Origin of the sequence: Pseudomonas sp. NFIX28, assembly GCF_900107395.1 — a bacterium.
In the GTDB taxonomy this organism is placed as follows: Bacteria; Pseudomonadota; Gammaproteobacteria; order Pseudomonadales; family Pseudomonadaceae; genus Aquipseudomonas.
Window position 1 is genome coordinate 52,042 of record NZ_FNPW01000019.1, and the last position, 23,559, is coordinate 75,600.

The 23,559-nt window shown below is 64.6% G+C and carries 21 protein-coding genes; 15 read left to right on the forward strand and 6 right to left on the reverse strand.

Translation table 11 applies throughout. From position 1 onward, the window contains the following. Positions 1 to 126: 126 nt before the first annotated feature. From BLV20_RS27330 to trxA, 3 genes are all read left to right on the forward strand, one after another. The gene (locus BLV20_RS27330; RefSeq protein ID WP_092305553.1) at positions 127 to 585 is read left to right on the forward strand and encodes a hypothetical protein; all 459 of its coding nucleotides are present in this window, start codon (positions 127 to 129) and stop codon (positions 583 to 585) included. Continuing rightward, positions 582 to 1,241: a class I SAM-dependent methyltransferase gene (locus tag BLV20_RS27335; RefSeq protein WP_092305522.1), complete on the forward strand. Its 660-nt coding sequence runs from the start codon at positions 582 to 584 to the stop codon at positions 1,239 to 1,241. Before BLV20_RS27330 ends, BLV20_RS27335 begins: the two co-directional genes overlap by 4 nt. A 130-nt stretch (positions 1,242 to 1,371) precedes the next feature. Further along, a complete protein-coding gene (gene trxA / locus BLV20_RS27340) occupies positions 1,372 to 2,244 on the forward strand; it encodes a thioredoxin (RefSeq protein ID WP_092305523.1) in 873 nt (290 codons plus the stop codon). 68 nt (positions 2,245 to 2,312) lie between these two features. On the opposite strand, the gene BLV20_RS27345 is transcribed toward trxA, so the two are convergent. Then, on the reverse strand, positions 2,313 to 2,666 hold the full coding sequence (locus tag BLV20_RS27345) for a hypothetical protein (protein ID WP_092305524.1): 354 nt from the start codon (positions 2,664 to 2,666) through the stop codon (positions 2,313 to 2,315). Positions 2,667 to 2,800: 134 nt separating this feature from the next. On the opposite strand from BLV20_RS27345, the gene BLV20_RS27350 reads away from it, so the two are divergent. The 5 genes from BLV20_RS27350 to BLV20_RS27370 all read left to right on the forward strand — a co-directional run bounded on the left by BLV20_RS27350 (position 2,801) and on the right by BLV20_RS27370 (position 6,951). Then, positions 2,801 to 3,409: a DUF2796 domain-containing protein gene (locus BLV20_RS27350; protein ID WP_092305525.1), complete on the forward strand. Its 609-nt coding sequence runs from the start codon at positions 2,801 to 2,803 to the stop codon at positions 3,407 to 3,409. Between the two features lie 132 nt (positions 3,410 to 3,541). Continuing rightward, on the forward strand, positions 3,542 to 4,252 hold the full coding sequence (locus tag BLV20_RS27355; RefSeq protein ID WP_092305526.1) for an ABC transporter ATP-binding protein: 711 nt from the start codon (positions 3,542 to 3,544) through the stop codon (positions 4,250 to 4,252). Position 4,253: 1 nt separating this feature from the next. Next, positions 4,254 to 5,519, forward strand: coding sequence for an ABC transporter permease (locus BLV20_RS27360; protein ID WP_092305527.1), 1,266 nt, complete (start codon positions 4,254 to 4,256; stop codon positions 5,517 to 5,519). A 26-nt stretch (positions 5,520 to 5,545) separates the two neighbouring features. Further along, positions 5,546 to 6,064, forward strand: coding sequence for a DUF3299 domain-containing protein (locus BLV20_RS27365; protein WP_092305528.1), 519 nt, complete (start codon positions 5,546 to 5,548; stop codon positions 6,062 to 6,064). A 188-nt stretch (positions 6,065 to 6,252) separates the two neighbouring features. Beyond that, positions 6,253 to 6,951 (forward strand): OmpW/AlkL family protein, encoded by a 699-nt coding sequence (locus BLV20_RS27370; protein ID WP_092305529.1) that lies wholly within the window; start codon positions 6,253 to 6,255, stop codon positions 6,949 to 6,951. Positions 6,952 to 7,010: 59 nt separating this feature from the next. Here BLV20_RS27370 and BLV20_RS27375 read toward each other — a convergent pair whose 3' ends face one another. Together BLV20_RS27375 and BLV20_RS27380 are read right to left on the reverse strand one after the other, a co-directional pair. Continuing rightward, positions 7,011 to 7,940 carry an NAD-dependent epimerase/dehydratase family protein gene (locus BLV20_RS27375; RefSeq protein WP_092305530.1) on the reverse strand — a complete coding sequence of 310 codons (930 nt, stop codon included), beginning with the start codon at positions 7,938 to 7,940 and terminating at the stop codon, positions 7,011 to 7,013. Beyond that, the gene (locus tag BLV20_RS27380; protein ID WP_092305554.1) at positions 7,933 to 8,817 is read right to left on the reverse strand and encodes a sugar nucleotide-binding protein; all 885 of its coding nucleotides are present in this window, start codon (positions 8,815 to 8,817) and stop codon (positions 7,933 to 7,935) included. The genes BLV20_RS27375 and BLV20_RS27380 overlap by 8 nt, the downstream gene beginning before the upstream one ends. A gap of 382 nt (positions 8,818 to 9,199) precedes the next feature. Here BLV20_RS27380 and BLV20_RS27385 point away from each other — a divergent pair, with 382 nt between their 5' ends. The 6 genes from BLV20_RS27385 (at position 9,200) to BLV20_RS27410 (ending at position 19,149) form a co-directional block, all read left to right on the forward strand. Next, positions 9,200 to 13,516, forward strand: a complete 4,317-nt coding sequence (locus BLV20_RS27385; protein WP_092305531.1) for a DEAD/DEAH box helicase — start codon at positions 9,200 to 9,202, stop codon at positions 13,514 to 13,516. 186 nt (positions 13,517 to 13,702) lie between these two features. Then, positions 13,703 to 14,914: an MFS transporter gene (locus BLV20_RS27390; protein ID WP_092305532.1), complete on the forward strand. Its 1,212-nt coding sequence runs from the start codon at positions 13,703 to 13,705 to the stop codon at positions 14,912 to 14,914. Positions 14,915 to 15,148: 234 nt separating this feature from the next. Beyond that, the gene (locus tag BLV20_RS27395; protein ID WP_092305533.1) at positions 15,149 to 16,075 is read left to right on the forward strand and encodes a DUF72 domain-containing protein; all 927 of its coding nucleotides are present in this window, start codon (positions 15,149 to 15,151) and stop codon (positions 16,073 to 16,075) included. A gap of 26 nt (positions 16,076 to 16,101) precedes the next feature. Further along, the gene (locus BLV20_RS27400) at positions 16,102 to 16,869 is read left to right on the forward strand and encodes an endonuclease/exonuclease/phosphatase family protein (protein WP_256577893.1); all 768 of its coding nucleotides are present in this window, start codon (positions 16,102 to 16,104) and stop codon (positions 16,867 to 16,869) included. After that, positions 16,866 to 18,170, forward strand: a complete 1,305-nt coding sequence (gene clsB, locus BLV20_RS27405) for a cardiolipin synthase ClsB (protein WP_092305535.1) — start codon at positions 16,866 to 16,868, stop codon at positions 18,168 to 18,170. Before BLV20_RS27400 ends, clsB begins: the two co-directional genes overlap by 4 nt. After that, positions 18,157 to 19,149, forward strand: a complete 993-nt coding sequence (locus tag BLV20_RS27410) for a lysylphosphatidylglycerol synthase domain-containing protein (RefSeq protein WP_092305536.1) — start codon at positions 18,157 to 18,159, stop codon at positions 19,147 to 19,149. The genes clsB and BLV20_RS27410 overlap by 14 nt, the downstream gene beginning before the upstream one ends. 82 nt (positions 19,150 to 19,231) lie before the next feature. On the opposite strand, the gene BLV20_RS27415 is transcribed toward BLV20_RS27410, so the two are convergent. From BLV20_RS27415 to BLV20_RS27425, 3 genes are all read right to left on the reverse strand, one after another. After that, a complete protein-coding gene (locus BLV20_RS27415; RefSeq protein ID WP_092305537.1) occupies positions 19,232 to 19,987 on the reverse strand; it encodes an alpha/beta hydrolase family protein in 756 nt (251 codons plus the stop codon). Continuing rightward, positions 19,977 to 21,086, reverse strand: coding sequence for a DUF3182 family protein (locus BLV20_RS27420; protein ID WP_092305538.1), 1,110 nt, complete (start codon positions 21,084 to 21,086; stop codon positions 19,977 to 19,979). The genes BLV20_RS27415 and BLV20_RS27420 overlap by 11 nt, the downstream gene beginning before the upstream one ends. Positions 21,087 to 21,256: 170 nt before the next feature. Next, entirely contained in the window at positions 21,257 to 22,264 is a 1,008-nt protein-coding gene (locus BLV20_RS27425) for a GlxA family transcriptional regulator (protein ID WP_092305539.1), read from the reverse strand. Positions 22,265 to 22,367: 103 nt separating this feature from the next. On the opposite strand from BLV20_RS27425, the gene BLV20_RS27430 reads away from it, so the two are divergent. Further along, positions 22,368 to 22,934, forward strand: coding sequence for a cysteine hydrolase family protein (locus BLV20_RS27430; RefSeq protein ID WP_092305540.1), 567 nt, complete (start codon positions 22,368 to 22,370; stop codon positions 22,932 to 22,934). Positions 22,935 to 23,559: the final 625 nt, after the last annotated feature.

A 23,559-nucleotide genomic window follows, 5' to 3' on the forward strand; every position in this document is an offset into this window, starting at 1 on the left:
GGCAGGCAACAAAAAAAGGGAGGGCCATGGTAGCGCATCCCACTGGCAAGACAAGCCATAGCCTTTACGGTATACAGACCGACTATTATGTTTTTCACATGGAATTTCGCCTTGTTGGAGCTGCATATGCCACTACGATCGCTTGTTTTGTTCAGCCTTTTCGGCCTGCTGGTCGCTTGCAGCAGCGACGCACCGAAACCTGTCCAGTCCACTGTCCCGCCTCAACAGAGTGTGAAAAAAGCCCAGGAAGCCACCGACCTCGGCCCTCTGCCCGCCCACCAGCGGGAACTGAGCGGTACCTTGCAAGGCGTGCCGAGCGGCGCCGAAGTGGAATTGGCGCTGCTGGTGATCGACGAACGCGGCCGTCCGCAACGTTTGCTGGCCAGCAGCAACCTGATCGGCAACAACAAGGTCCTGCCGTTTCGCCTGCGCTTCAATCCCGATGTGTTCCCGGTCGGCGCGCGCGTCGAACTGCGCGGCCGCGCCAGCCAGTCCGGCCAGTTGATCCTGCACCTGCCGGCGCAACGCATCACTCAGCCAACCACCCAGGCCGTGGGCCAACTGCAATTTATCAAGGCGCCATGACCCCGCCGCTCGACCTGCAGCACGCCCTGAGCAAACTGCTGGGCGATGCCCAGTTGGTGGCCTGCCCATTGCCGGAAACCGAGCTGAAGCTGTGGTTGATCGATGCCGACAACATGGACCGCGCCTTCACCCCGGAAGAAACCCGGCGAATTCTCCACGAACCGCCGTACTGGTGTTTCTGCTGGGCCAGCGGCCTGGCGCTGGCGCGCTACCTCGCCGAGCAGCCGCAGTGGGTGCAAGGCAAGCGGGTGCTGGACTTCGGCGCTGGCTCCGGCGTGGCCGGCATCGCGGCAATGAAGGCCGGCGCGCTGGAAGTGGTGGCCTGCGACCTCGACCCGCTGGCCATTGCCGCCTGCCGGGCAAATGCCGAGCTCAATGGCGTTGAATTGAATTACTCCACGGACTTTTTCGAGCAAGCCGACCGCTTCGATCTGATCCTGGTCGCCGACGTGCTCTACGACCGCGCCAACCTGCCGCTGCTGGATGCATTCCTCAGCCGCGGACGCCAGGCGCTGGTGGCGGACTCCCGGGTCAAGGACTTCCAGCATCCGTTGTACCGACGCCTGGAAATGCTCCACGCCCTGACCCTGCCGGATCTGGCCGAGCCCTGGGAATTTCGCGAAGTGAGCCTGTATCACGCGCAGCGCGATCGATGAAGGACAGATCACGCTGCACCTGTAGGAGCGAGGCTTGCCCGCGAAACAATCTAGCGCCCCCCATGCCCCGCTTTCAGCGGCCCCTCGCCAAGCCTTATAGTTGGCCCATTCACGTTTTTCGAGATCTCCCATGAGTCAGGACACGCCGTACATTTTCGACGCCAGCACCGCCGACTTCGACCAGTCGGTGATCGAGAACTCGTTTCACAAACCGGTGCTGGTGGATTTCTGGGCCGAATGGTGCGCGCCCTGCAAGGCGCTGATGCCAATGCTGCAACAGATCGCCGAGAGCTATCAGGGCGAGCTGCTGCTGGCCAAGGTCAACTGCGATATCGAGCAGGACATCGTCGCCCGTTTCGGCATTCGCAGCCTGCCGACCGTGGTGCTGTTCAAGGACGGCCAGCCGGTGGACGGTTTTGCCGGGGCGCAACCGGAGTCCGCGGTGCGGGCCATGCTCGAACCCCATGTGCAGATGCCGCCACCCAAGGCCGCCGATCCGCTGGAACTGGCCGAAGCGCTGTTCGTCGAAGGGCGCATCGCCGATGCCGAAGCCACGCTGAAAGTGCTGCTGGGCGAAGACAACAGCAACGCCAAGGCGCTGATCCTCTATGCCCGCTGCCTGGCCGAACGCGGTGAACTGGGCGAAGCCCAGACCGTGCTCGACGCCGTCACCGGCGATGAGCACAAGGCCGCGCTGGCCGGGGCCAAGGCGCAGATCACTTTCCTCAAGCAGGCCGCCGACCTGCCGGACAGCGCCGAGCTGAAAAGCCGCCTGGCGCAGAACCCGCAGGACGACGAAGCGGTGTATCAGCTGGCCATCCAGCAACTGGCGCGCCAGCAGTACGACGCGGCGCTGGAGGCGCTGCTCAAGCTGTTCATCCGCAATCGCAGCTACAACGAAGGCCTGCCGCACAAGACCTTGCTGCAAGTGTTCGAGCTGCTGGGCAACGATCACCCGCTGGTGACCAGCTACCGCCGCAAGCTGTTCGCCGCGCTGTACTGACTCACCGCCGCGCCGGCGTTATCGCAAACAGGCTCGCCCCACAAAGGGCGGGCCTGTTTAGTCTTGGGCTACTCGATCCAGCTGTACAACGGCGTATCACCGCCGCTCGCCACCTTGACCTGGGCGCTATGGCGCAAACGCACCAACAGGCGCTTGCCCGCCGCCGCGCTGCCGGTCAGGCCTTCCAATTGCTCCAGCAGATCCGGACCGCTCAATTGCCCGGCCTTGCGCAGCAGGTCCTTGGCGATCTGCCACAGCGCATCGTCCTGGCTGGCCGGCTTGGCCGCCGGTGCGCCGCCTTCAGGCTTGGGCGCCTGCAACGACGTGCCCAACCGGGCGCTCAACTGGTCCCAATCGCCCTCGTCCAGCTCCAGGGTCAAATCCACCGGCCACTCGCCGATGCTTCCACGAATCCGCACCATCGCTCTGCTCCCGAAAGTTTCTGACGAGCATGCTCCCACGCGTCTTGCGCAACGCCAAGCAGGCGGTCAAACTCCCGGCACATTTGTTATAAGATTACATAACATTAATTTCATGTTCGCCCCGGAGACTTGCCATGCGTCGTCTGCTGCTCGCCCTGCCGTTCGCCCTGTTGCCCCTGGCCATCGCTCAGGCGGCCGAAAAACACGACCATGACCACGACCATGAGCACGCCAGCCTCGACGCGCATGAGCATGGCGTGGCGCGCCTGAACGCGGCACTGGACGGCCAGACCCTGGAGCTGGAACTGGAAAGCCCGGCGATGAACCTGGTGGGGTTCGAACATGCCGCCAGCACCGACGCGGACAAGGCCAAGGTCGCCGCCGTGCGCGCCCAGCTGGAAAAACCGCTGGCGCTGTTCAGCCTGCCGCCAGCCGCCGGTTGCGTGGTGGCGCAACAGGAGCTGGAAAGCCCGCTGTTCGGCGACAAGCCGGATGCTCACGACCACGACGAAGACCATGGCCAAGCGAAGGATGCCGGCGGCCACGAACATCACCATGAACACAGCGAGATCCACGCCCACTACCAATTCACCTGCGCCACGCCGGGTGCGCTGAAGAACCTGGACCTGGCCGGCGTGTTCAAGACCTTCCCCGCCACCCAGAAAATTCAGGTACAACTCATCTCGCCAAGTGGCCAGCAAGGCGTGGAAGCGACCGCCAAGGCCGCCAGCCTGAAGTTCTGAGCCACCCATCCTGTAGGAGCGAAGCTTGCTCGCGATAGCGATATTACGGCCAACAAATCATGCAAGCCGGACAACCGCCATCGCGAGCAAGCTTCGCTCCTACATTAAGCACCCACTCATGACCCCATGCCCATGACCCAAGCACTTATCGAACTGTCCGACCTGGGCTTCAGCTGGCCCGGCCATCCACAGTTGCTGGATATCCCGGCCTTTCGCCTGGAGGCGGGTGAAACGCTGTTCCTCAAGGGTCCCAGCGGCAGCGGCAAGACCACCCTGCTCGGCCTGCTCGGCGGCGTGCAGAAACCCGACCGCGGCAGCATCCGCCTGCTGGGCCAGGAGTTGACCGAACTTTCCGCCGGCGCCCGCGACCGCTTCCGGGTCGATCACACCGGCTACATTTTCCAGCAGTTCAACCTGCTGCCGTTTCTCTCGGTACGCGAGAACGTCGAACTGCCCTGCCATTTCTCCAAATTGCGCGCCAGCCGCGCCGTGCAACGCCACGGCAGCGTCGACCAGGCCGCCGCCACGCTACTCGCCCACCTGGGCTTGAAAGATCCCGCGCTGCTCGGTCGCCGCGCCGATTCGCTGTCCATCGGCCAGCAGCAACGGGTCGCCGCCGCCCGCGCACTAATCGGCCAGCCGGAACTGGTGATCGCCGACGAGCCGACCTCGGCGCTGGACTACGACGCCCGCGAAGCCTTTATCCGCCTGCTGTTCGCCGAATGCCGCGAGGCCGGGGCCAGCCTGCTGTTCGTCAGTCACGATCAGAGCCTGGCGCCGTTGTTCGATCGCAACCTGTCGCTGGCCGAACTCAATCGCGCCGCCACGCCCGCAGAGGTCTGAGATGTATCTGTTCCGTCTAGCCATGGCCAGCCTGGCTAACCGCCGCTTCACGGCGATCCTCACCGCCTTCGCCATCGCGCTTTCGGTCTGCCTGCTGCTGGCGGTGGAACGGGTGCGCACCGAAGCCCGCGCCAGCTTCGCCAGCACCATCAGCGGCACCGACCTGATCGTCGGCGCCCGCTCCGGCTCGGTGAACCTGCTGTTGTATTCGGTGTTCCGCATCGGCAACGCCACCAACAACATCCGCTGGGACAGCTTCGAACACTTCGCCAGCAACCCGAAAGTCAAATGGGCGATCCCGATTTCCCTCGGCGACTCCCACCGTGGCTACCGGGTGATGGGCACCACCGAGGCCTATTTCAAGCATTACCAGTACGGCCACCAGCAGAGCCTGCAACTGGCCAGCGGCCGCGAATTCGCCAGCGACCCCTTCGAGGTGGTGCTCGGTGCCGAAGTTGCCGAGGCCCTGCATTACCAGCTTGGCGACAAGCTGGTGCTGGCCCATGGCGTGGCGGCCATCAGCCTGGTCAAGCACGACGACAAACCCTTCACCGTGGTCGGCATTCTCAAGCGCACTGGCACCCCGGTAGACCGCACGCTGCACATCAGCCTCGGCGGCATGGAGGCGATCCATGTCGACTGGCACAACGGCGTGCCGGCCCGGGGCAATGGACGCATCAGTGCCGACCAGGCACGCAACATGGACCTGACACCCCAGGCGATCACCGCCTTCATGCTCGGCCTGAACAATAAGATCGCCACCTTCGCCGTGCAGCGCGAGATCAACGAATACCGTGGCGAACCGATGCTGGCGATCCTGCCCGGGGTCGCCCTGCAGGAACTGTGGAGCCTGATGGGCACCGCGGAAAAGGCCTTGTTCGTGGTGTCGTTGTTCGTGGTGCTGACCGGCCTGATCGGCATGCTCACGGCGATTCTCACCAGCCTCAACGAGCGTCGCCGGGAAATGGCGATCCTGCGTTCGGTCGGCGCGCGGCCCTGGCATATCGCCACGCTGCTGGTGCTGGAAGCCTTCGCCCTGGCGCTGTTCGGGGTGCTCGCCGGGCTGGGCCTGCTGTACCTGGGCATCGCCCTGGCCCAGGGTTACGTGCAGTCGACCTACGGCTTGTACCTGCCGCTGTCCTGGCCGAGCGAGTATGAGTGGACGCTGCTCGGCGGTATCCTGATCGCCGCCCTGCTGATGGGCAGCGTGCCGGCCTGGCGCGCCTACCGACAATCCCTGGCCGATGGCCTGTCCGTCCGTTTATGAGGAACTCTAGTATGAGGAGCTCCGGCATGCCCCGTGCCCTGCTTGCGCTGTTGATGCTGGTCGCCCTGCCGCTGTGGGCCGCCGAACCCCGGGACCTGGCCTGGTCGGAAATGATCCCGCCGGATGCGCCGGCGGAAGTGCCGAACATGAAGCCGCTGCATGACCTGTCGCAGATGAGCGATGCACTGGCCGCCGAATCTGCCCCGGCGGCCAAGCAGGACATGCCCAACGCACCGGTGGTGCAAAGCCTGGACGGCTTGTCGGTGCGCCTGCCCGGCTACATCGTGCCGCTGGAAGTCAGCGAGGAAGGGCGTACCACGGAGTTTCTGCTGGTGCCGTATTTCGGCGCCTGCATCCACGTGCCGCCACCGCCGTCGAACCAGATCGTGCATGTCAAAAGCGCAGTCGGGGTAAAGCTCGACGAGCTGTATCAGCCGTACTGGATTGAAGGGCCGATGCAGGTCAAGGCGTCCACCAGCGAAATCGCCGACGCGGGCTACCAGATGGAGGCCGAGAAGATTTACGTGTACGAATTGCAGGAGTGAAGCGGCGCTTTTTGCAGCACCGCGCATGGCCTCGGCGCACGCAATCCGGTTCTTGCGAAACAGTACAGTTGCCTGTCGTCTAGCCTGTTTACGCACTGATCCGGTTTTCATTGAGCTGAGTCAAAGCTCGTTCCTTGACGATCCCTACCATTGGACCTAGCCAACTCGAATCGTCCTTTGGAGCTCCCATGCACAAGTCCCTGCTCAGCGCCCCCCTGTTCGCGCTCGCGCTCGCCGCCCCGCTCGCCCACGCCCACGAAGCGGGCGATATCATCATTCGCGCCGGCGCCATCACCGTTAACCCGAAAGCCGACAGCGGCGACGTCAAGGTCGACCGCGGCCCGCTGGCCGGGGCCAATCTCGGCGGCAAGGCGACCATGAGCAGCGACACCCAGCTGGGCTTGAACTTCGCCTACATGCTGACCAACAACCTGGGGCTCGAACTGCTCGCGGCCACTCCGTTCGAGCATGACGTGAAGCTCAAGGGCACCTCACTGGACGCCGCCAACGGCAAGCTCGGTACCCTCAAGCACCTGCCGCCGACCCTGAGCCTGGTCTACTACCCACTGGACCACAAGGCCGCCTTCCAGCCTTACGTCGGTGCCGGTATCAACTACACCTGGATCTATGACGAGCACGTCGGCAGCCGCGCCAGCGCCGCCGGTTTCGACAACTTCCGCGCGAAGAACTCCTGGGGCCTGGCCTGGCAGGTCGGCGCCGACTACATGTTGACCGACAACGTGATGATCAACGCCCAGGTGCGCTACGTCGACATCGACACCACCGCCTACGTGGACAACAACGCGGTTGCCGGCGGCACCCGGGCCAAGGTCGACGTGGACGTCGATCCATGGGTCTACATGGTCGGCCTGGGCTACAAGTTCTAAATCGGCCGTACAAAAAAAAGGCGCCTTCAAAAGGCGCCTTTTTCATGGGCTGGAAAAACTCAGAGGCCCAGCAAGCGCTTCAGCCCGACGCTCATCGGCGTTGGTTCGGGAAACTTGAAACGCTGCAACAGGCGCTGATTGTTCGCCCGTGAATGGCGAATATCCCCCGAGCGTGCCGGGCCATAGCTGATCGCAGGCAACTGCCCCACCACCTCGCCCAAGGCCTCGAGCAGTTGGTTGAGGGTGGTGGCCTGGTTCAAGCCGACATTCACCGCGCCCACTTCCAGTTGCGGTGCTTCCAGGGACTGCACCAGCACGTCCACCAGGTCTTCGACATACATGAAATCGCGCGTTTGCTCGCCATCGCCGAATACGGTGATCGGCAGGCCTTTCTGTACGCGCTCGCAAAAGATGCTGATGACCCCGGAGTACGGCGAGGACGGATCCTGGCGCGGCCCGAAGATATTGAAGAAACGGAAGATCGCCGGTTCCAGGCCATGCTGGCGGCGGTAGAAATCCAGGTAGTACTCGCTGGCCAGCTTGTCCGACGCATAAGGTGTCAGTGGGGCCTTGGGCGTGTCTTCATCGATCGACTCACCCTCGCCGTTGTTGCCATAGACCGCCGCGCTGGAGGCGAACAGCACGCGCTTGACGCCTGCCTGGCGCATGGCCTCGCACACATTAAGAGTGCCGATGAAGTTGCTCTGGTGGGTGCGTACAGGGTCGTCCACCGAGGCTTGCACCGAAGCGACCGCCGCCAGGTGCGCCACGGCGCGGCAGCCGGCCATCGCCCGCGCCACCAGGGCTGCGTCGGCGACGTCGCCTTCGATCAGTTCGACCCGCGGATTATCCAGCGGCAGGTTGCTCGGTTTACCCGTGGACAGATCATCGAGGATCCGCACCGAGTAGCCCTTGGCGAGCAAAGCGTCGGTCAGGTGCGAACCGATAAAACCGGCACCGCCGGTGATCAAAACAGGGCCATCAGCCATGACGATAAAACCTATCCAATAGAGTCGGGAGTGCCGCGCGCCAGGCACGCGGCTTGATCCCGAAGGTGTGCAGGATTTTCTTGCAGGCCAGCACCGCGTGTTGCGGCTCTTCGGCGGCGTCCGGCCGGGCGGCGTGGGCCTGGGGAGTCGGCGCCTCGATGGCCAGCGGGTGCAGGCTGCGGGCCTCGGTGAGGATCGCCTGGCCCAGCGCCAGCGGCGTGGTCGCCTCATGGCCGGCGTAGTGATAAGTGCCCCACAGCGGCGCGGCGCAATCGAGTTGCTTGAGCACGGAAATGATCACCCGGGCGGCGTCGTCCACCGGTGTCGGGTTGCCTCGGCGGTCGTCGGCCAGCAGCAGCTCTTCCGCTTGCTCGGCGCGGGCCAGGAAACGCCCCAGGATGCCATCGGCGCTATCGTCCAGCAGCCAGCCAAAACGCAGCAGCACATGCTGCGGGCAAGTGGCACGCACATTCTGTTCGATCCGCCACAAGGCCTGGCCGCGCAAGCCCAGCGGTACCGGTTCGTCTTTCTCGCTATAGGCGGTAGCCCGCGAACCGTCGAACACGCGGTAGCTGGAAGGTTGCAAGAGAATGATGTTGTGATGCTGGCACAGCTCGGAAAGCCGCTCGACCGCCCGTTCCTGGCTAGCCAGGCGCGCCTCGGGGACACTCTCCGCCTGGAACCAGTCGAAGTAGTACGCAAGGTTGATCAAGGCATCCGGCCGGGTGTCGTCGAGCAGTTGCGTCAGGCTCGCGGCATCCCAACCGTCTTGCGGCGGACGGGGGGCGAGGAAACCGATGTCCTCCTCCGCACCGAGGCGAATCAGCGCCTGCCCAAGGGCATTTCCGCCGCCCAGTAACATAAGGCGCATTCGCATAGAGTCAGCAGGCCCAATCTGTTCGGAACGATGGTTTGAATCGGCCAGACCCGCGGGTTTGGCCATGAATATTGCTCAGAATCGTTGCATTTTGCGGGTTTCCGGCGCAACCGTCACTGAGAAAGTGCAGCGCCGTCGGTCATACCGTCCCTCTGTAGCCGCTACCGAGCCCCGCGAGGCTGCGATCGGCAATGCAGTTGCCGCAAACCCTGAGTCCGCGATCTGTCTGGAAGATCGCATTGCCTGGTTTTACGAGCGCTACGTCGGAATGCCGCCCAGCTCGATCGCAGCCTGCGGCAGCGGCTACAGAGTACGTGCTGTCCGTGTAGCCACTGACGAGGCAGGCTTGCAACTTGGCCCCGGCGGTCGCATAACGTTGTGCATGAACCTTCCCCAGATCCCCGCCAGCGCCTTGCCGGGCTTCCATCCGGCGGTCAGTGCCTGGTTTTACAGCTGTTTCTCGGCAGCGACCGCTGCCCAGGCCCGGGCCTGGCCGCTGATCCGCCAGCGCCGCTCGACCCTGATCGCCGCCCCTACCGGCTCCGGCAAGACCCTGACCGCCTTCCTCGCGGTGATCGACGAGCTGGTTCATCGCGGCCTGGAAAACGGCGGCACGCTGCCGGAGCAGACCCTGGTGGTGTACGTCTCGCCGCTCAAGGCCCTGAGCAACGATATCCAGATCAACCTGCAGGACCCGCTGGCCGGCATCACCGCGCAGCTCGAACGCATGGGCCTGCCGCAATTGCGCATCAGCACCGCGGTACGCACCGGCGACACCCCGCAGAAAGACCGCAGCGCCATGCGCAAGAGCGCACCGCACATTCTGGTGACCACCCCCGAATCGCTGTATGTGCTGCTGGGCTCGACTTCCGGCCGGCAGATGCTGGCCAGCACGCGCACGGTGATAGTCGACGAGATCCATGCCATTGCCGCCAGCAAACGCGGCAGCCACCTGGCGTTGAGCCTGGAGCGTCTGCAAGCGTTGTGCGGCGAGCCGCTGACGCGCATCGGCCTGTCGGCCACGCAGAAACCCATCGAAGCGGTGTCGCGTTTCCTGGTGGGCCATGAACGCCCCTGCGAGATCGTCGATATCGGCCATGCCCGGCCCCGGGACCTGGCCATCGAGGTACCGCCCGTGCCGCTGTCGGCGGTCATGGCCAACGACGTCTGGGAGCTGGTCTACGAACGCATCGCCGAACTGGCGCGGGAACACCGCACCACCCTGGTGTTCGTCAATACCCGGCGCCTGGCCGAGCGCCTGAGCCGCCACCTCAGCGAGCGCCTGGGCAAGGATGCGGTGGCCGCCCACCATGGCAGCCTGGCCAAGGAGTTTCGCCTGGACGCCGAGCAGCGCCTCAAGCGCGGCGACCTGCAAGTGCTGATCGCCACCGCGTCCCTTGAGCTGGGCATCGATATCGGCGATGTCGACCTGGTGTGCCAGATCGGCTCGCCGCGTTCGATTTCCGCATTTTTGCAAAGGGTCGGGCGCTCCGGGCACCAGGTCGGCGGCACGCCCAAGGGCCGCCTGTTTGCCCTGAGCCGCGACGACCTGATCGAATGCACCGCCCTGCTCGACTGCGTGCACCGGGGCGAACTCGACACCCTGCAGATCCCCAAGGCGCCGCTGGATGTGCTGGCGCAGCAGATCGTCGCCGAAGTCAGCAACCAGGAATGGCAGGAACAGCCGCTGCTGGAAATGATCCGCCGCGCCTCGCCCTACAGCGAACTCGACGAAGGGCATTTCCAGGCGCTGCTGCGCATGCTCGCCGAGGGCTACAACGGCCGCCAGGGCATTCGCAGCGCCTATCTGCACCGTGACGCCGTCAACCGCAGCCTGCGGGGCCGGCGGGGCAGCCAACTGACGGCGGTGACCAGCGGCGGCACCATCCCCGACAACGCCGATTACAGCGTGCTGCTGGAACCCCAGGCGCTGAATATCGGCAGCGTCAACGAAGACTTCGCCGTGGAAAGCATCGCCGGCGATGTGTTCCAGCTGGGCAATACCTCGTACCGCATCCTGCGGGTCGAGACCGGCAGGGTGCGAGTCGAGGACGCCCACGGCCAGCCGCCGACCATTCCGTTCTGGCTCGGCGAAGCCCCCGGGCGCAGCGCCGAACTGTCGTTTGCCGTGGCGCGCCTGCTGGCGCGGCTCGACACGTTGCTCGGCGCCACGCCCGGCCATTTGCAGCCGGCCCTCGACTGGCTGGGCGGCAGCCTCGGCCTGGACGCCGCCAGCGCCGAGCAACTGGTCGATTACCTGGCGCGCGCACGCCAGGCCCTGGGCGCGCTGCCGTCCCAGGACACGCTGATCATGGAGCGTTTCTTCGACGAGTCCGGCGGCACCCAACTGATCATCCACACGCCGTTCGGCAGCCGGATCAATCGCGCCTGGGGCCTGGCGCTGCGCAAGCGCTTCTGCCGCACCTTCAATTTCGAGTTGCAAGCCGCCGCCAGCGAAGACGCCATCGTGCTGTCGCTGTCCACCGGCCACAGTTTCGAGCTGGACGAAGTCTGGCGTTACCTGCACAGCAACAGCGCCGAACATATCCTGATCCAGGCCGTACTGGAAGCGCCGCTGTTCGGCGTGCGCTGGCGCTGGAATGCCGGCGTGGCCCTGGCGCTGCCGCGCTTTGTCGGCGGGCGCAAGGTGGCGCCGCAGATCCAGCGGATGAAAAGCGAAGACCTGATCGCCAGCGTATTTCCCGACCAGATCGCCTGCCTGGAAAACCTCGCCGGCGAACGGCAGATTCCCGATCACCCGCTGGTGGAGCAGACCCTCGACGATTGCCTGCACGAAGCCATGGACAGCGAGGGCTGGCTGAAGCTGTTGCGGCGCATGGAGCGCGGCGAGCTGCGCCTGATCAGCCGCGACCTGCCGGCGCCCTCGCCGCTGGCCGCGGAAATCCTCAGCGCCCGGCCTTACACCTTCCTCGACGACGCACCGCTGGAAGAGCGCCGCACCCAGGCCGTGCTCAGTCGCCGCTGGAGCGACCCCGAGTCCAGCGACGACCTGGGCGCCCTGGATGCCGAGGCCATTGAATCGGTGCGCGAGCAAGCCTGGCCCGCCCCCGGCAACCCGGACGAAATGCATGAAGCGCTGATGAGCCTGGGCTGTATCGCCGAGGACGAAGCCCTGGCCAACCCGCAGTGGACAGGCTGGCTGCAAGCCCTGGCGGACAGTGGGCGCGCCAGCCGTTTGCTGATCGGCGCCGCGCAGGCCCTGTGGCTGGCCGTCGAGCGCCTGGGCTGCCTGCGGGCGATTTATCCACAGGCGCCGCTGCAGCCGCCCCTCGAGGCTCCGCCCGGCTTCGATGAGCGCTGGCAGCGCGATGAGGCGGTGCTGGAGCTGATTCGAGCGCGGCTCGGCGGCTTCGGCCCCTTGCCGCTGGAAGCCATCGCCGCGCCCCTGGGCCTGGGCACCGGCGAGGTCGCCCAGGCGCTGGCCCAGCTGGAAGGCGAAGGTTATGTGCTGCGCGGCCGCTTCAGCCCCGGCGAAACCCGCGAGCAATGGTGCGAGCGGCACCTGCTGGCGCGCATTCATCGCTACACGGTCAAACGCCTGCGCCGGGAAATCGAACCGGTGTCGTTGCAGGACCTGATGCGTTTTCTGTTCGACTGGCAGCACCTGTCCAGCGCCACCCGTGGCCAGGGCAGCGCCATGCTGGCGCAGACGGTCGCCCAGTTCGAGGGCTATGCCGCCGCAGCCAGCGCCTGGGACAGCGACCTGCTGCCGGCGCGGGTCAAGGATTACTCCGCCGCCTGGCTGGACGAGCTGTGCCGCAACGGCAAGGTGGTCTGGAGCCGCCTTAGCGCGCCACACAAGACCGTCGGCGCGACCCTGCGCAACACGCCGATCGTGCTGCTGCCGCGCAGCCAGGTGGCGCTGTGGAGCGCTCTGGGCGCGCAGCCCGAGAGCAGCGAGCTGTCGCCCAAGGCGCAGAAGGTCCATGAAGCCCTGAGCCGGCACGGCGCCTTGTTCTTCGATGAATTGCAGCACGAAGCCCACGTCCTGCGCACCGAGCTGGAAATAGCCCTGCAGGAGCTGGTAGCCGCCGGGCTGGTGAATGCCGACAGCTTTGCCGGCCTGCGCGCGCTGATCACCCCGGCCAGCAAGCGTCAGGCCCGTAGCGGACGACGCGGACGCGGGGCCGTGGTCGGCGGCATGGACGATGCGGGACGCTGGGCCCTGCTGCGGCGCCCCTCGTCGCTGCAGCAAAGCCCCGGCCCCCATGCCCAGGCCACGCCACCGGCAACGCTGGAACACATCGCCATGACCCTGCTGCGGCGTTATGGCGTGGTGTTCTGGCGCCTGCTGGAGCGCGAAGCCGACTGGCTGCCAAGCTGGCGCGAACTGTTGCGCACCTTCCACCGGCTGGAGGCCCGCGGCGAAATTCGCGGCGGGCGTTTTGTCAGCGGCCTGGCTGGCGAGCAGTTCGCCCTGCCCGAGGCCATCGCCCTGCTGCGCGAAGTTCGCCGCCGCCCGCTGGACGGCAGCCTGGTCGCGGTGTGCGGGGTCGATCCGCTGAACCTCGCCGGCACCTTGCTGCCCGGGCAGAAGGTCCCGGCCCTGGCCGGCAACCGCCTGGTGTATCGCGATGGCCTGCCCGCTGCTGCCGAGATCGCCGGCAAGCAGCACTTCTGGCTGGACCTCGAGCCGCAGGCCAGCCTGGAGCTGCGGACCCGGTTGATTCGCCACTGATATCGGGTCGTGGGCGGCCTGGTGCATCGCGTCGGCCTTATCGCGAGCAAGCTTCGCTCCTACAGAAGCCTGCCGTCATTCGATATTTGCCCGCAGGTCAAATATCAAATACCGAAACCGCTATTTTTCCGCATGAGTCAAATCCGGACACTGCGCTCCATTATCAAATCCACCGGAGTTGCAGCCATGCCCATTGCCTTGCTCGCGCTGACGCTGAGCGCTTTCGCCATCGGGACGACTGAGTTCGTCATCGTTGGCCTGTTACCCACCATCGGCGCCGATCTCGGCGTCAGCTTGCCGTCCGCCGGGCTGCTGGTCAGCCTCTACGCCCTGGGTGTCGCCGTCGGCGCGCCGGTGCTCACCGCGCTGACCGGCAAGGTCCCGCGCAAGCTCTTGCTGCTGTCGCTGATGGTGCTGTTCACCCTCGGCAACCTGCTGGCCTGGCAGGCGCCGAGCTATGAATCGCTGGTCCTGGCGCGCATCGTCACCGGCCTGGCCCATGGCGTGTTCTTTTCCATCGGCTCGACCATCGCCACCAGCCTGGTGCCCAAGGAAAAAGCCGCCAGCGCGATTGCCATCATGTTCACCGGCCTGACCGTGGCCCTGGTCACCGGCGTGCCGCTGGGAACCTTTATCGGCCAGCATTTCGGCTGGCGCGAAACCTTTCTCGCGGTGTCCGCCCTGGGAGTGATCGCCTTTATCGGCAGCCTGGCCTACGTGCCGAAAAACATCGCCCACAGCAAACCGGCGTCGCTGCTGCAACAGCTGCAAGTGCTGAAGCAGCCGCGCCTGCTGCTGGTGTACGCCATGACCGCGGTGGGCTACGGCGGCTCGTTCATCGCCTTCACCTTCCTCGCGCCGATTCTCCAGGACATTTCCGGCTTCAGCGCCAGCACCGTCAGCCTGGTGCTGCTGGTCTACGGCATCTCGGTGGCCGTGGGCAACATCTGGGGCGGCAAGCTGGCGGACAAGCGCGGCCCGATCAGCGCACTGAAAATCATCTTCGCCCTGCTGGCCGGCGTGCTGTTCCTGCTCACCTTCACCGCCGGCAACCCATGGCTGGCGCTGGCCACCGTGCTGGTATGGGGCGCCGTGGCCTTCGGCAACGTGCCGGGCCTGCAGGTCTATGTGGTACGCCAGGCCGAACACCACACCCCGCAGGCGGTGGATGTGGCCTCGGGCCTGAATATCGCCGCCTTCAACCTCGGCATCGCCGGCGGCGCCTGGGGCGGCGGCCTGATCGTCGCTCACCTGGGGCTGATCCACACCGCCTGGATTGGCGGCCTGGTGGTATTGGGCGCCCTGGCCCTGACCGCCTGGAGCGGGCGCCTGGACCGCCTCGGCCCGGTGTACGCCGAGCCGGCGCAAGGCTCGAGCCGGGTGGTGGTCGGGCATTAAGCCCGCCAGCCGGCTAATGCCGGCTCCTCTGTAGGAGCGAGGCTTGCCCGCGAAGGCCGCGCCGCGCAATGCCTGTTCCACCGCGTTATCGTTCTTCGCGCGCAAGCTGCGCTCCTACAGGGTCGGCGCCCAGAGGATCGAAAATGCCGTCCGTAGGAAGTTCGAAACTTTCCCGCCGGCCAGGCAGTCATCAAAAGACAGAGTCCGGTCGGAGAGCATCAGACGGGAGAGGACATGGCGGCGATTCATATCGGTATTTCCGGCTGGCGCTACAAGCCCTGGCGTGGAGACTTCTACCCCGAGGGGCTGGCGCAAAAGCGCGAGCTGCAGTTCGCCTCGCGCGCGGTCAACAGCATCGAAATCAACGGTTCGTTCTATGCGCTGCAGACTCCGCAGCGCTATGCCCAATGGTATGACGACACGCCCAAGGGCTTTATTTTCAGCGTCAAGGCGCCGCGCTACATCACCCATATCCGGCGGCTGCGGGACGTGCACAAGCCAATCGCCAATTTCTTCGCCTCGGGCGTGCTGGAGCTCAAGGACAAGCTGGGGCCGATTCTCTGGCAGTTTCCGCCGAACTTTTCCTTCGACGCCGAGCTGTTCGGCGCTTTTCTTCAACAATTGCCCACCAATACCCAACAGGCCGCCGCCCTCGCCCGCCAGCACGAACCCCGCTTGAATGGCCATGCCAGCACCGAGGCCTACGGCAAAAGAGCCATGCGCCATGCCGTGGAAATCCGCCATGCGAGCTTTACCGTGCCTGAATTCCCCCACCTGCTGCGCCACTATGGCGTGGCGCTGGTGGTGGCGGACACGGCCGGCAAATGGCCCTACTGCGAAGACCTGACCGGCGATTTCGTCTACCTGCGGCTGCACGGCGACAAGGAGCTGTACGCCAGCGGCTATACGGCCCAGGCCCTGAAGCGCTGGGGCGACCGGATCGAGGCCTGGCATACCGGCAAACAACCGGCCGATGCCCGGCTGATCGATACCCGGCACACCCCCCGAGCGCGCAAGAGCCGGGAAGTGTTCTGCTATTTCGACAACGACCTCAAGGTCCGCGCGCCCTACGACGCCCGCCAGTTGCTGCAGCGCTTCGGGCTCGACCAGGCGCTGGCGACCACGCCCGGCGAACCCGCCGCGCCGGGAGTATTGCCATGAGCCGCGACGAATCGCCCAACAGCCCCATGCCACCTTCGATCGAGCTTGCCACCGTGGACCGCTTCACCGTGCTGACGGTTAACACCCACAAGGGTTTTACCGCCCTGAACCGGCGCTTCATCCTGCCCGAGCTGCGCGAGGCAGTGCGCACCGTGGCCGCCGACGTGGTGTTTTTGCAAGAGGTGCATGGCACCCACGACCAACATCCGCAGCGCTACAACAACTGGCCGAGCATGCCGCAGTACGAGTTCCTCGCCGACACCATCTGGCCGCAGTTCGCCTATGGCCGCAATGCGGTGTACCCGGCGGGCGACCACGGCAACGCGCTGCTGTCGAAATTCCAGATTATTCGCTACGACAACCTCGACGTCTCGCTCTCCGGGCACGAGAGCCGCGGCCTTCTGCATTGCGTGCTGCGCCTGCCCGGCAATGCCCAGGAGGTGCATGCGGTTTGTGTGCATCTGGGGCTGCTCCAAAGCCATCGCCAGCAACAGTTGGAGCTGCTGCTGCAACTGGTCGCCGAACTCCCCGCCGACGCGCCCTTGATTGTCGCCGGGGACTTCAACGACTGGCGGTTGCGCGCCGACGCGCAGCTCGCTCCCAGCGGCTTGCAGGAGGTCTTTGTCAGCCTGCACGGCAAGCCGGCGCGCAGCTTTCCCGCGCGCCTGCCACTGCTGCGGCTGGACCGGATTTATGTGCGTAACCTGAAGATCCATCGACCACAGGTGCTGGCCTCGCATCCCTGGTCCCATCTCTCCGATCACGCGCCACTGTCGGTCGAGGTCGAACTATGAACGACATGCCCCTGGAAAAAACCACCGTGGACCATCTGGCCGATACCGGGCAGATCCACGAACCGCCCCGGATGGATCTCCAATACGGCTGGCACAGCAACAACCGGGTCGTGCTGCTGGAAAATGGCGAAGCGTTTTTTCCCCGGGTATTCGAAGTCCTGCGCCAGGCGCAGCATGAAATCTTGCTGGAGACTTTCATCTTCTTCGAGGACAAGGTCGGCCATGAGCTGCACCATATCCTGATCGATGCCGCGCAACGCGGGGTGCGGGTAATCGTCAGCCTGGACGGCTTCGGCTGCGGCGAATTGAGCTCCGAGTTCCTCGGCGCCATGAGCAACGCCGGGGTGCACCTGCAGATATTCGACCCGGCGCAACCGATTCTCGGGGTACGCACCAACTGGTTCCGCCGCCTGCATCGCAAGATAGTGGTGGTCGACGGCAGCATTGCCTTTGTCGGCGGGATCAACTTTTCCGCCGACCACCTGGCCGATTTCGGTCCCCAGGCCAAGCAGGATTACTCGGTGGAAATCCAGGGGCCGGCCGTGGTGGACATCCATCACTTCGCCCTGGCGCAGGGTGACCGGCCGGCTCGCGCCCGCTACTGGTGGCAACGCCGGCGGCAGCGTCGGGCGGAACTGGCCCTGCCCGACCATGACGGCCAGGTGCGCCTGGTCTACCGCGACAATCATGACCACCGCAGCGATATCGAAGAGGCCTACCGCCAGGTATTGCGCGGGGCCCGGCAACGGGTGGTGATCGCCAACGCCTACTTCTTCCCTGGCTATCGGCTGCTGCGCGAGATCCGCAACGCCGCGCGCCGTGGCGTCGAGGTGCGGCTGATCCTGCAAGGCGAGCCGGACATGGTGGTGGCCAAGCTGGCGGCGCGCATGCTCTATGACTACCTGCTCAGGGACGGCGTGATCATCTACGAATATTGCGAACGGCCGCTGCACGGCAAGGTGGCGCTGGTGGACGAGGACTGGAGCACCGTGGGCTCGAGCAACCTCGACCCGCTGAGCCTGTCGCTGAACCTGGAAGCCAACGTGCTGATCCGCGACCGCGCCTTCAATCGCGACCTGTTCGAGCGCCTCGACCGGCTCGCCCGCGACCACTGCCAGGTCATGCCGGCCAAGAAAGCCAGTCGTGGCCGCTTGTGGCGCCTGACCGTGGGTTTCCTGGTGTTCCACATACTGCGTCACTTCCCGGCCTGGGCCGGCTTGCTGCCTGCCCACAAGCCGCGCCTGAAAACCTTCGGCCGCCCGGTCGGCATCGTGCAGGAATCGCCTCATGAGCCGCACTGACGCTCACGGCACGAGGTCCGCGGCAACCCATGCCCGGTCGCGCTGGCAGCGCTGGAAAAAACCGCTGACCGTTGCCTTCTTTCTGCTGTTGATCGTGCTGTTTACCTTGCTGGCGCGGCGCATCGACTGGAGCGAAGTGCTCACTACCCTGGCCGACTTCAAGGTGCGCACGCTGCTCACCGCGGCGGGCCTGACCCTGGGCAGCTTCCTGGTTTACGCCTGCTTCGACCTGATCGGCCGCACCTATATCCGCCAGGACCTCGGCTGGCGCCAGATCCTGCCGGTGGGGTTTATCAGCTACGCCTTCAACCTCAACCTCAGCGCCTGGGTCGGCGGGATCGCCATGCGCTATCGGCTGTATTCCAGGCTCGGGGTGAGCACCGGCAATATCGCCAAGATCCTCGGCCTGAGCCTGGCCACCAACTGGTTCGGCTACATGGCCCTGGCCGGCACGATATTCGCCAGCGGCCTGATGAAATTGCCGCCCGGCTGGAAACTCAGCGACGGTGCGCTGCAGGGGGTGGGAGTCCTGCTGCTGGTGGTGTGCATGGGTTACCTGGCGGCCTGCCGGTTTTCCCGACGGCGCGCCTGGACGATACGCGGGGTCGAGATCAATTTGCCCTCGCTGCACATGGCCCTGCTGCAACTGGTCTTGGGCGCGCTCAACTGGTCACTGATGGCGGCGGTGATCCTGACCCTGCTGCCCAGCAAGCTCGATTATCCGGTGGTGCTCGGCGTGCTGCTGATCAGCAGCATCGCCGGGGTCATCACCCACATTCCGGCGGGGCTCGGGGTGCTGGAGGCGGTGTTTATCGCCCTGCTGCAACATGAAGTGTCCCGCGGCAGCCTGCTGGCCGGCTTGATCGCCTACCGGGCGATCTATTTCATCCTGCCGTTGCTGATCGCGCTGCTGATGTACCTGGTGGTGGAAGCCAGGGCCAAGGCGCTGCGGGTGGAGAAGAAGCGGCGCGGCGGCTGAGGCCAGCGCCTCCCTGGCAGGACCCAGGCTGCCCGCGCTGAACTCACCGATATTCGCCCCACCTTGCGCCCTTGCCTGCGAGCTATCGCGAGTGGGTGATGCTCAAGCGTTCGCCCACCACCATTTCGGTGATCCAGTCCACCAGGATCGAGGTGTAGGCCTGCTGCGACACTGGATCGCTCAGGGCATGGTCGGCACCGTCGATGATCCGGTGGGTCATGGAATGAGTCTGCTGGCAGGCGGCGCGATAGCTCATGAACGTGGCGTGGGGGACATATTCGTCACTTTCCGATTCCACCAGCAGCACATCGCCAGTGAATGTCGAACAGGCATGCAACGCCCGGTTGCTATCGGCGCGCACCAGGCTGCTGCGGTAATCCAGCAGGTCGGCCTTGTCCAGGTCACGCTTGGGACTGTGCCAGGCTTCGTCCCGATACAGCGCCGGCACCCGCAGCGCCAGCCAGCGCACGGGGCGCAGCGAGGTCAGGATGCTCGCCAGGTAGCCACCGTAACTGGTGCCCACGACCGCAATCGCCGAGGTATCGAGGGCCGGATGGGCCAGCAGGCGGTCGTAGGCCGCCAGCAGGTCGCGCAGGTTGTCTTCGCGGGTCACGCGGTTCAGCGGGATGCCGCTGCCGGCGTGGCCGCGCAGGTCGAAGGTCAGGCACACGCACCCCAGCCCGGCAATGCCCCGGGCGCGCTCCAGGTCGCGCTCCTGGCTGCCACCCCAGCCGTGGACAAACAACACGCCGGGGACTTTCGCCTTGGGACTGAGAAAGGTCCCGCTCATCTGCTCGTCATCAATGTCGATTTGAATGCTTTCGCTTCTAGCCGTCATAGGATTTGACCGTTACATATTTGAGAAGAAAATCACCGTTTTCCGCAGGCCCGCTATAGACCTCAATGGCATCGGCCGGCAAAGGCTGGTCGACGTAGGTTTCCATCGCGCACACGCGGATCGCGCGTATGCCCGGATCGTTGACGAAGGCCTGCAACGCCGCCACTTCAGCGCTGCTGGCGCCGCCCATGCGCCACGATTGCTCGAGTACGCCGCTGCGCTGCCGGCCTTCGGCGTCCAGGCCCTGGGCGATGTCGTAGTTGCGCCGGGAGGCGAAAAAGCGCGGGTAGGCCTCATCGGCCGCGGCATCGAAAACCTGGGCCTGCTGCACCGCCAGGCGCACCTCCTGGGGCAATTGCAACGCCAGCAATTGGGGGTAGCCGCCCTGCACCACCAACAGTTCGGAGCCGCCGTAGACCTTCTCGCCGCAGGAGTCCTCGGTCAGGTATTGCTGGCCGCAATAGCTCAGGACATGACCGGCGATAAAGGACTGGCCAGCGCTGTGGGTGACCACCTGTTGCAAATCCTGCTCCAGTACCACGCCTGTATTGAACTGCCTGGCGACGTCCGGTTGCGCGAGGACTTCATCGAAGTGCTCCAGGCTCTCGATCACTTGCTGGCCGCGACCGGCGCAGGCGTGGATCGGCTTCATGCGGATCGGCCCGCTGTAGAGCAAATGAGCGGCCGCAGGCCGGGCGTCATTCAGGGAAAACACGCTCAGGCCATCCAGCACCACATTGCGCACCCGCTTGGAGAACAGCGGCGCCCAGCCCGGCGGGGCCACGGCATTCTTGTTCAACAGGCCATGCGTGATGGCCTTGGTGGCGATAAAGTCATGCTCGACATAGCCGCCCCACAGGTCATCCGGCCCCGCAATCCGCAACTGCCGGGCCGCGTCGGGGCCGACGATGGTCTGCGTCGGCAGCAAGTACAGCTCGTCCTGCCCATGCACCTGCGGGTCATAGTCGCCGGCGAATTCCAGCCCGAGGATCTGCGCCAGCCAACGAGCCAGCATGCGATGGGTCTCGATTACATGCTGCGAGACGTCTGGGTCAACCGAGTGGGCGACCACCCGTTTCTTGCGTTGCGTCGGGGTCATGCGTCCCCCTTCGGCCTAGGCGTGATGAATGTACAAGGAAGGGTGCAGGGATCACGCCAAAGCAATCAATTGCCCACGGATAAGCGGTCCAGGTCATCGCTGCTGGCATTGGGCCCGTCTTATTTTGCACGATCGAGCAGGGTCGCCCGGTATTTTGCACGACCTGAAGCTCAGAGCTGCTCCACCCGCGCCTGCGGCGTCGGCGCCGTCACGCCGAAGCGCGCGCGGTATTCGCTGGGAGCAAGGCCGGTGATTTTCTTGAAGGTGGCCCGAAACGCGCCCGGGTCCTGATAGCCGACCGTCCAGGCGATATGGTCGATGGTGCCGTTGGTGAATTCGAGCATTTCCCGGGCCTTGCCCACACGCACGTGCTGGCAGTATTCGGTGGGCTTGAGCCCGGTGGCGGCCCGAAAGCGCCGCAGGAAAGTGCGCTCTTCCAGCCCGGCCTGCTGCGCCATCACGGCCAGGGAAACATCCACCGCGCCGTTGGCCTGCAGCCAGTGCTGCACCTTGAGGATCGCCCCATCGCCATGGCCGAGGATCGGTGCGAAGTTGCTGCCGCACTGGCTGGCGCTGTCGCTGTGTTCGATCACCAGGAAACGCGCGGTGCCGCTGGCGATGCTCGGGCCGAGCAGGCGGTTGACCATGCGCAGCCCGAGCTCGGACCAGGCCATCAGGCCGGCGGTGGTGATCAGGTCGCCATCGTCGACGATCGGCTTGTCGGCGTTGAGCCGGACATTCGGATAACGCTCGGCGAACTGCTTTGCCGAGGTCCAGTGCGTGGTGGCGCTGCGACCGTCGAGCAGACCGCTTTCGGCCAGCAGGATCGAACCGACACACACGCCGCCCAGGGTCGTGCCATTGGCGTGTTGCTGGCGTAGCCACTGGGTCAGCGCCAGCGGCGCCTGTGCCTGGGAGAAGCCTGCCACCGAGGGTGGAATCAGCACCGCGAGCAGCGCACTGTCAGCACCGGGATGGCTGTCATACACCCGGCTGGGCGCCTGGTCGTCCTGCGCCTGCCAGTGGCTGATGCGCAACAGCGGCAACTGCGCACTGCGCTGTTCGGCGGCGATGCGGTTGGCGACCCCGAACAGGTCGGTCAAGCCATGCACCGCGGCCATCTGCGCGCCGGGATAGATCAGCACGCCCAGCTCGGCGACTGCGCTTTCCACACCCATTGTCAGTTTTCCCCCTGCTATTGTCGGTGCGGCCAATCCTCGACCGGCCTGCCGGAGCCAATACTGGACTCCACAGCCAACCACTACTTCAGAGGAAACACCCATGGCCAAGCAAGCGCTCATCGTAGTCGATATCCAGAACGACTACTTCCCCAACGGCAAGTGGCCCCTGGTCGGCGCCGAAGCTGCCGCCGACAACGCCGCGCGGCTGCTCCAGGCGTTCCGTGACAGCGGCCAGCAAGTGGTGCACATCCGCCACGAATTCACCTCCGACAGCGCGCCGTTCTTCACCCCCGGCTCCAGCGGCGCGCAACTGCACGCCAAGGTCGCCAACCGGGCCGACGAGCCGGTGGTGCTCAAGCATTTCGTCAATTCGTTTCGGGAAACCGAACTCGAAGCCATTCTCGACCAGCATGGCATCGAACACTTGGTGATCGTCGGCAGCATGAGCCACATGTGCATCGACGGCGTCAGCCGCGCTGCTGCCGACCTGGGCTATGGCGTCACGGTGATTCATGACGCCTGCGCCACCCGCGACCTGGAGTTCAACGGCACCGTAGTGCCTGCCGCCCAGGTGCACGCTGCGTTCATGTCGTCGCTGGGCTTTGCCTATGCCAGCGTGCTGTCCACCGATGAGTTCCTTGCCGCCGAACGCGTCACTCCGGCCTGAGCCCACGGCTGCGGTGAGTTCTCCCTCACCGCAGCCGCCGTGGAGCCCGATCTTCACGGACAACCGATGCAGAAACAGCCAGGTCCATGGCACACGGCAATACATATTGTTTCAAGCAAGGCAACTTAACCGAATAGCTTCACGAATGATTCTTACTACCAAAAATAACCACCTCCTTAAACAAGCTCCCAAATAAATCCGCCCACACAACTCAATAAAGCCAAACCAACAAGCCACCTACTCAATAGCCAACTAATAGCCAGCCTAAAATAGTTATTTCAAATTCTGCCTTATTTCCTCCTACCTTCCCAAAGTATTCCCTTTATAAATTGCCGCGTTTATTTCTTTTTGTTACTTCTCTTGCATATGAAAAATAGCAATAAATTTTATACCCAAACACTACACCAAAAAAATCTTGCACCGCCCCGAATCCATTGACTAACAGGTCATCACAGTCAATTCACAAGACTGTTCGCAACAGTACAAACACATTATTCCCAGGTTTTCCCAACGAACCAGAAAAGTGTATTGCAGCCAGCTCGCTCGGTTTACTTGCAAAACTCTAGGCCTTGGCTAAGTTGATGACTAATCGCCATCCAAGTGCTCTCCAACGGGGCAAAGACCA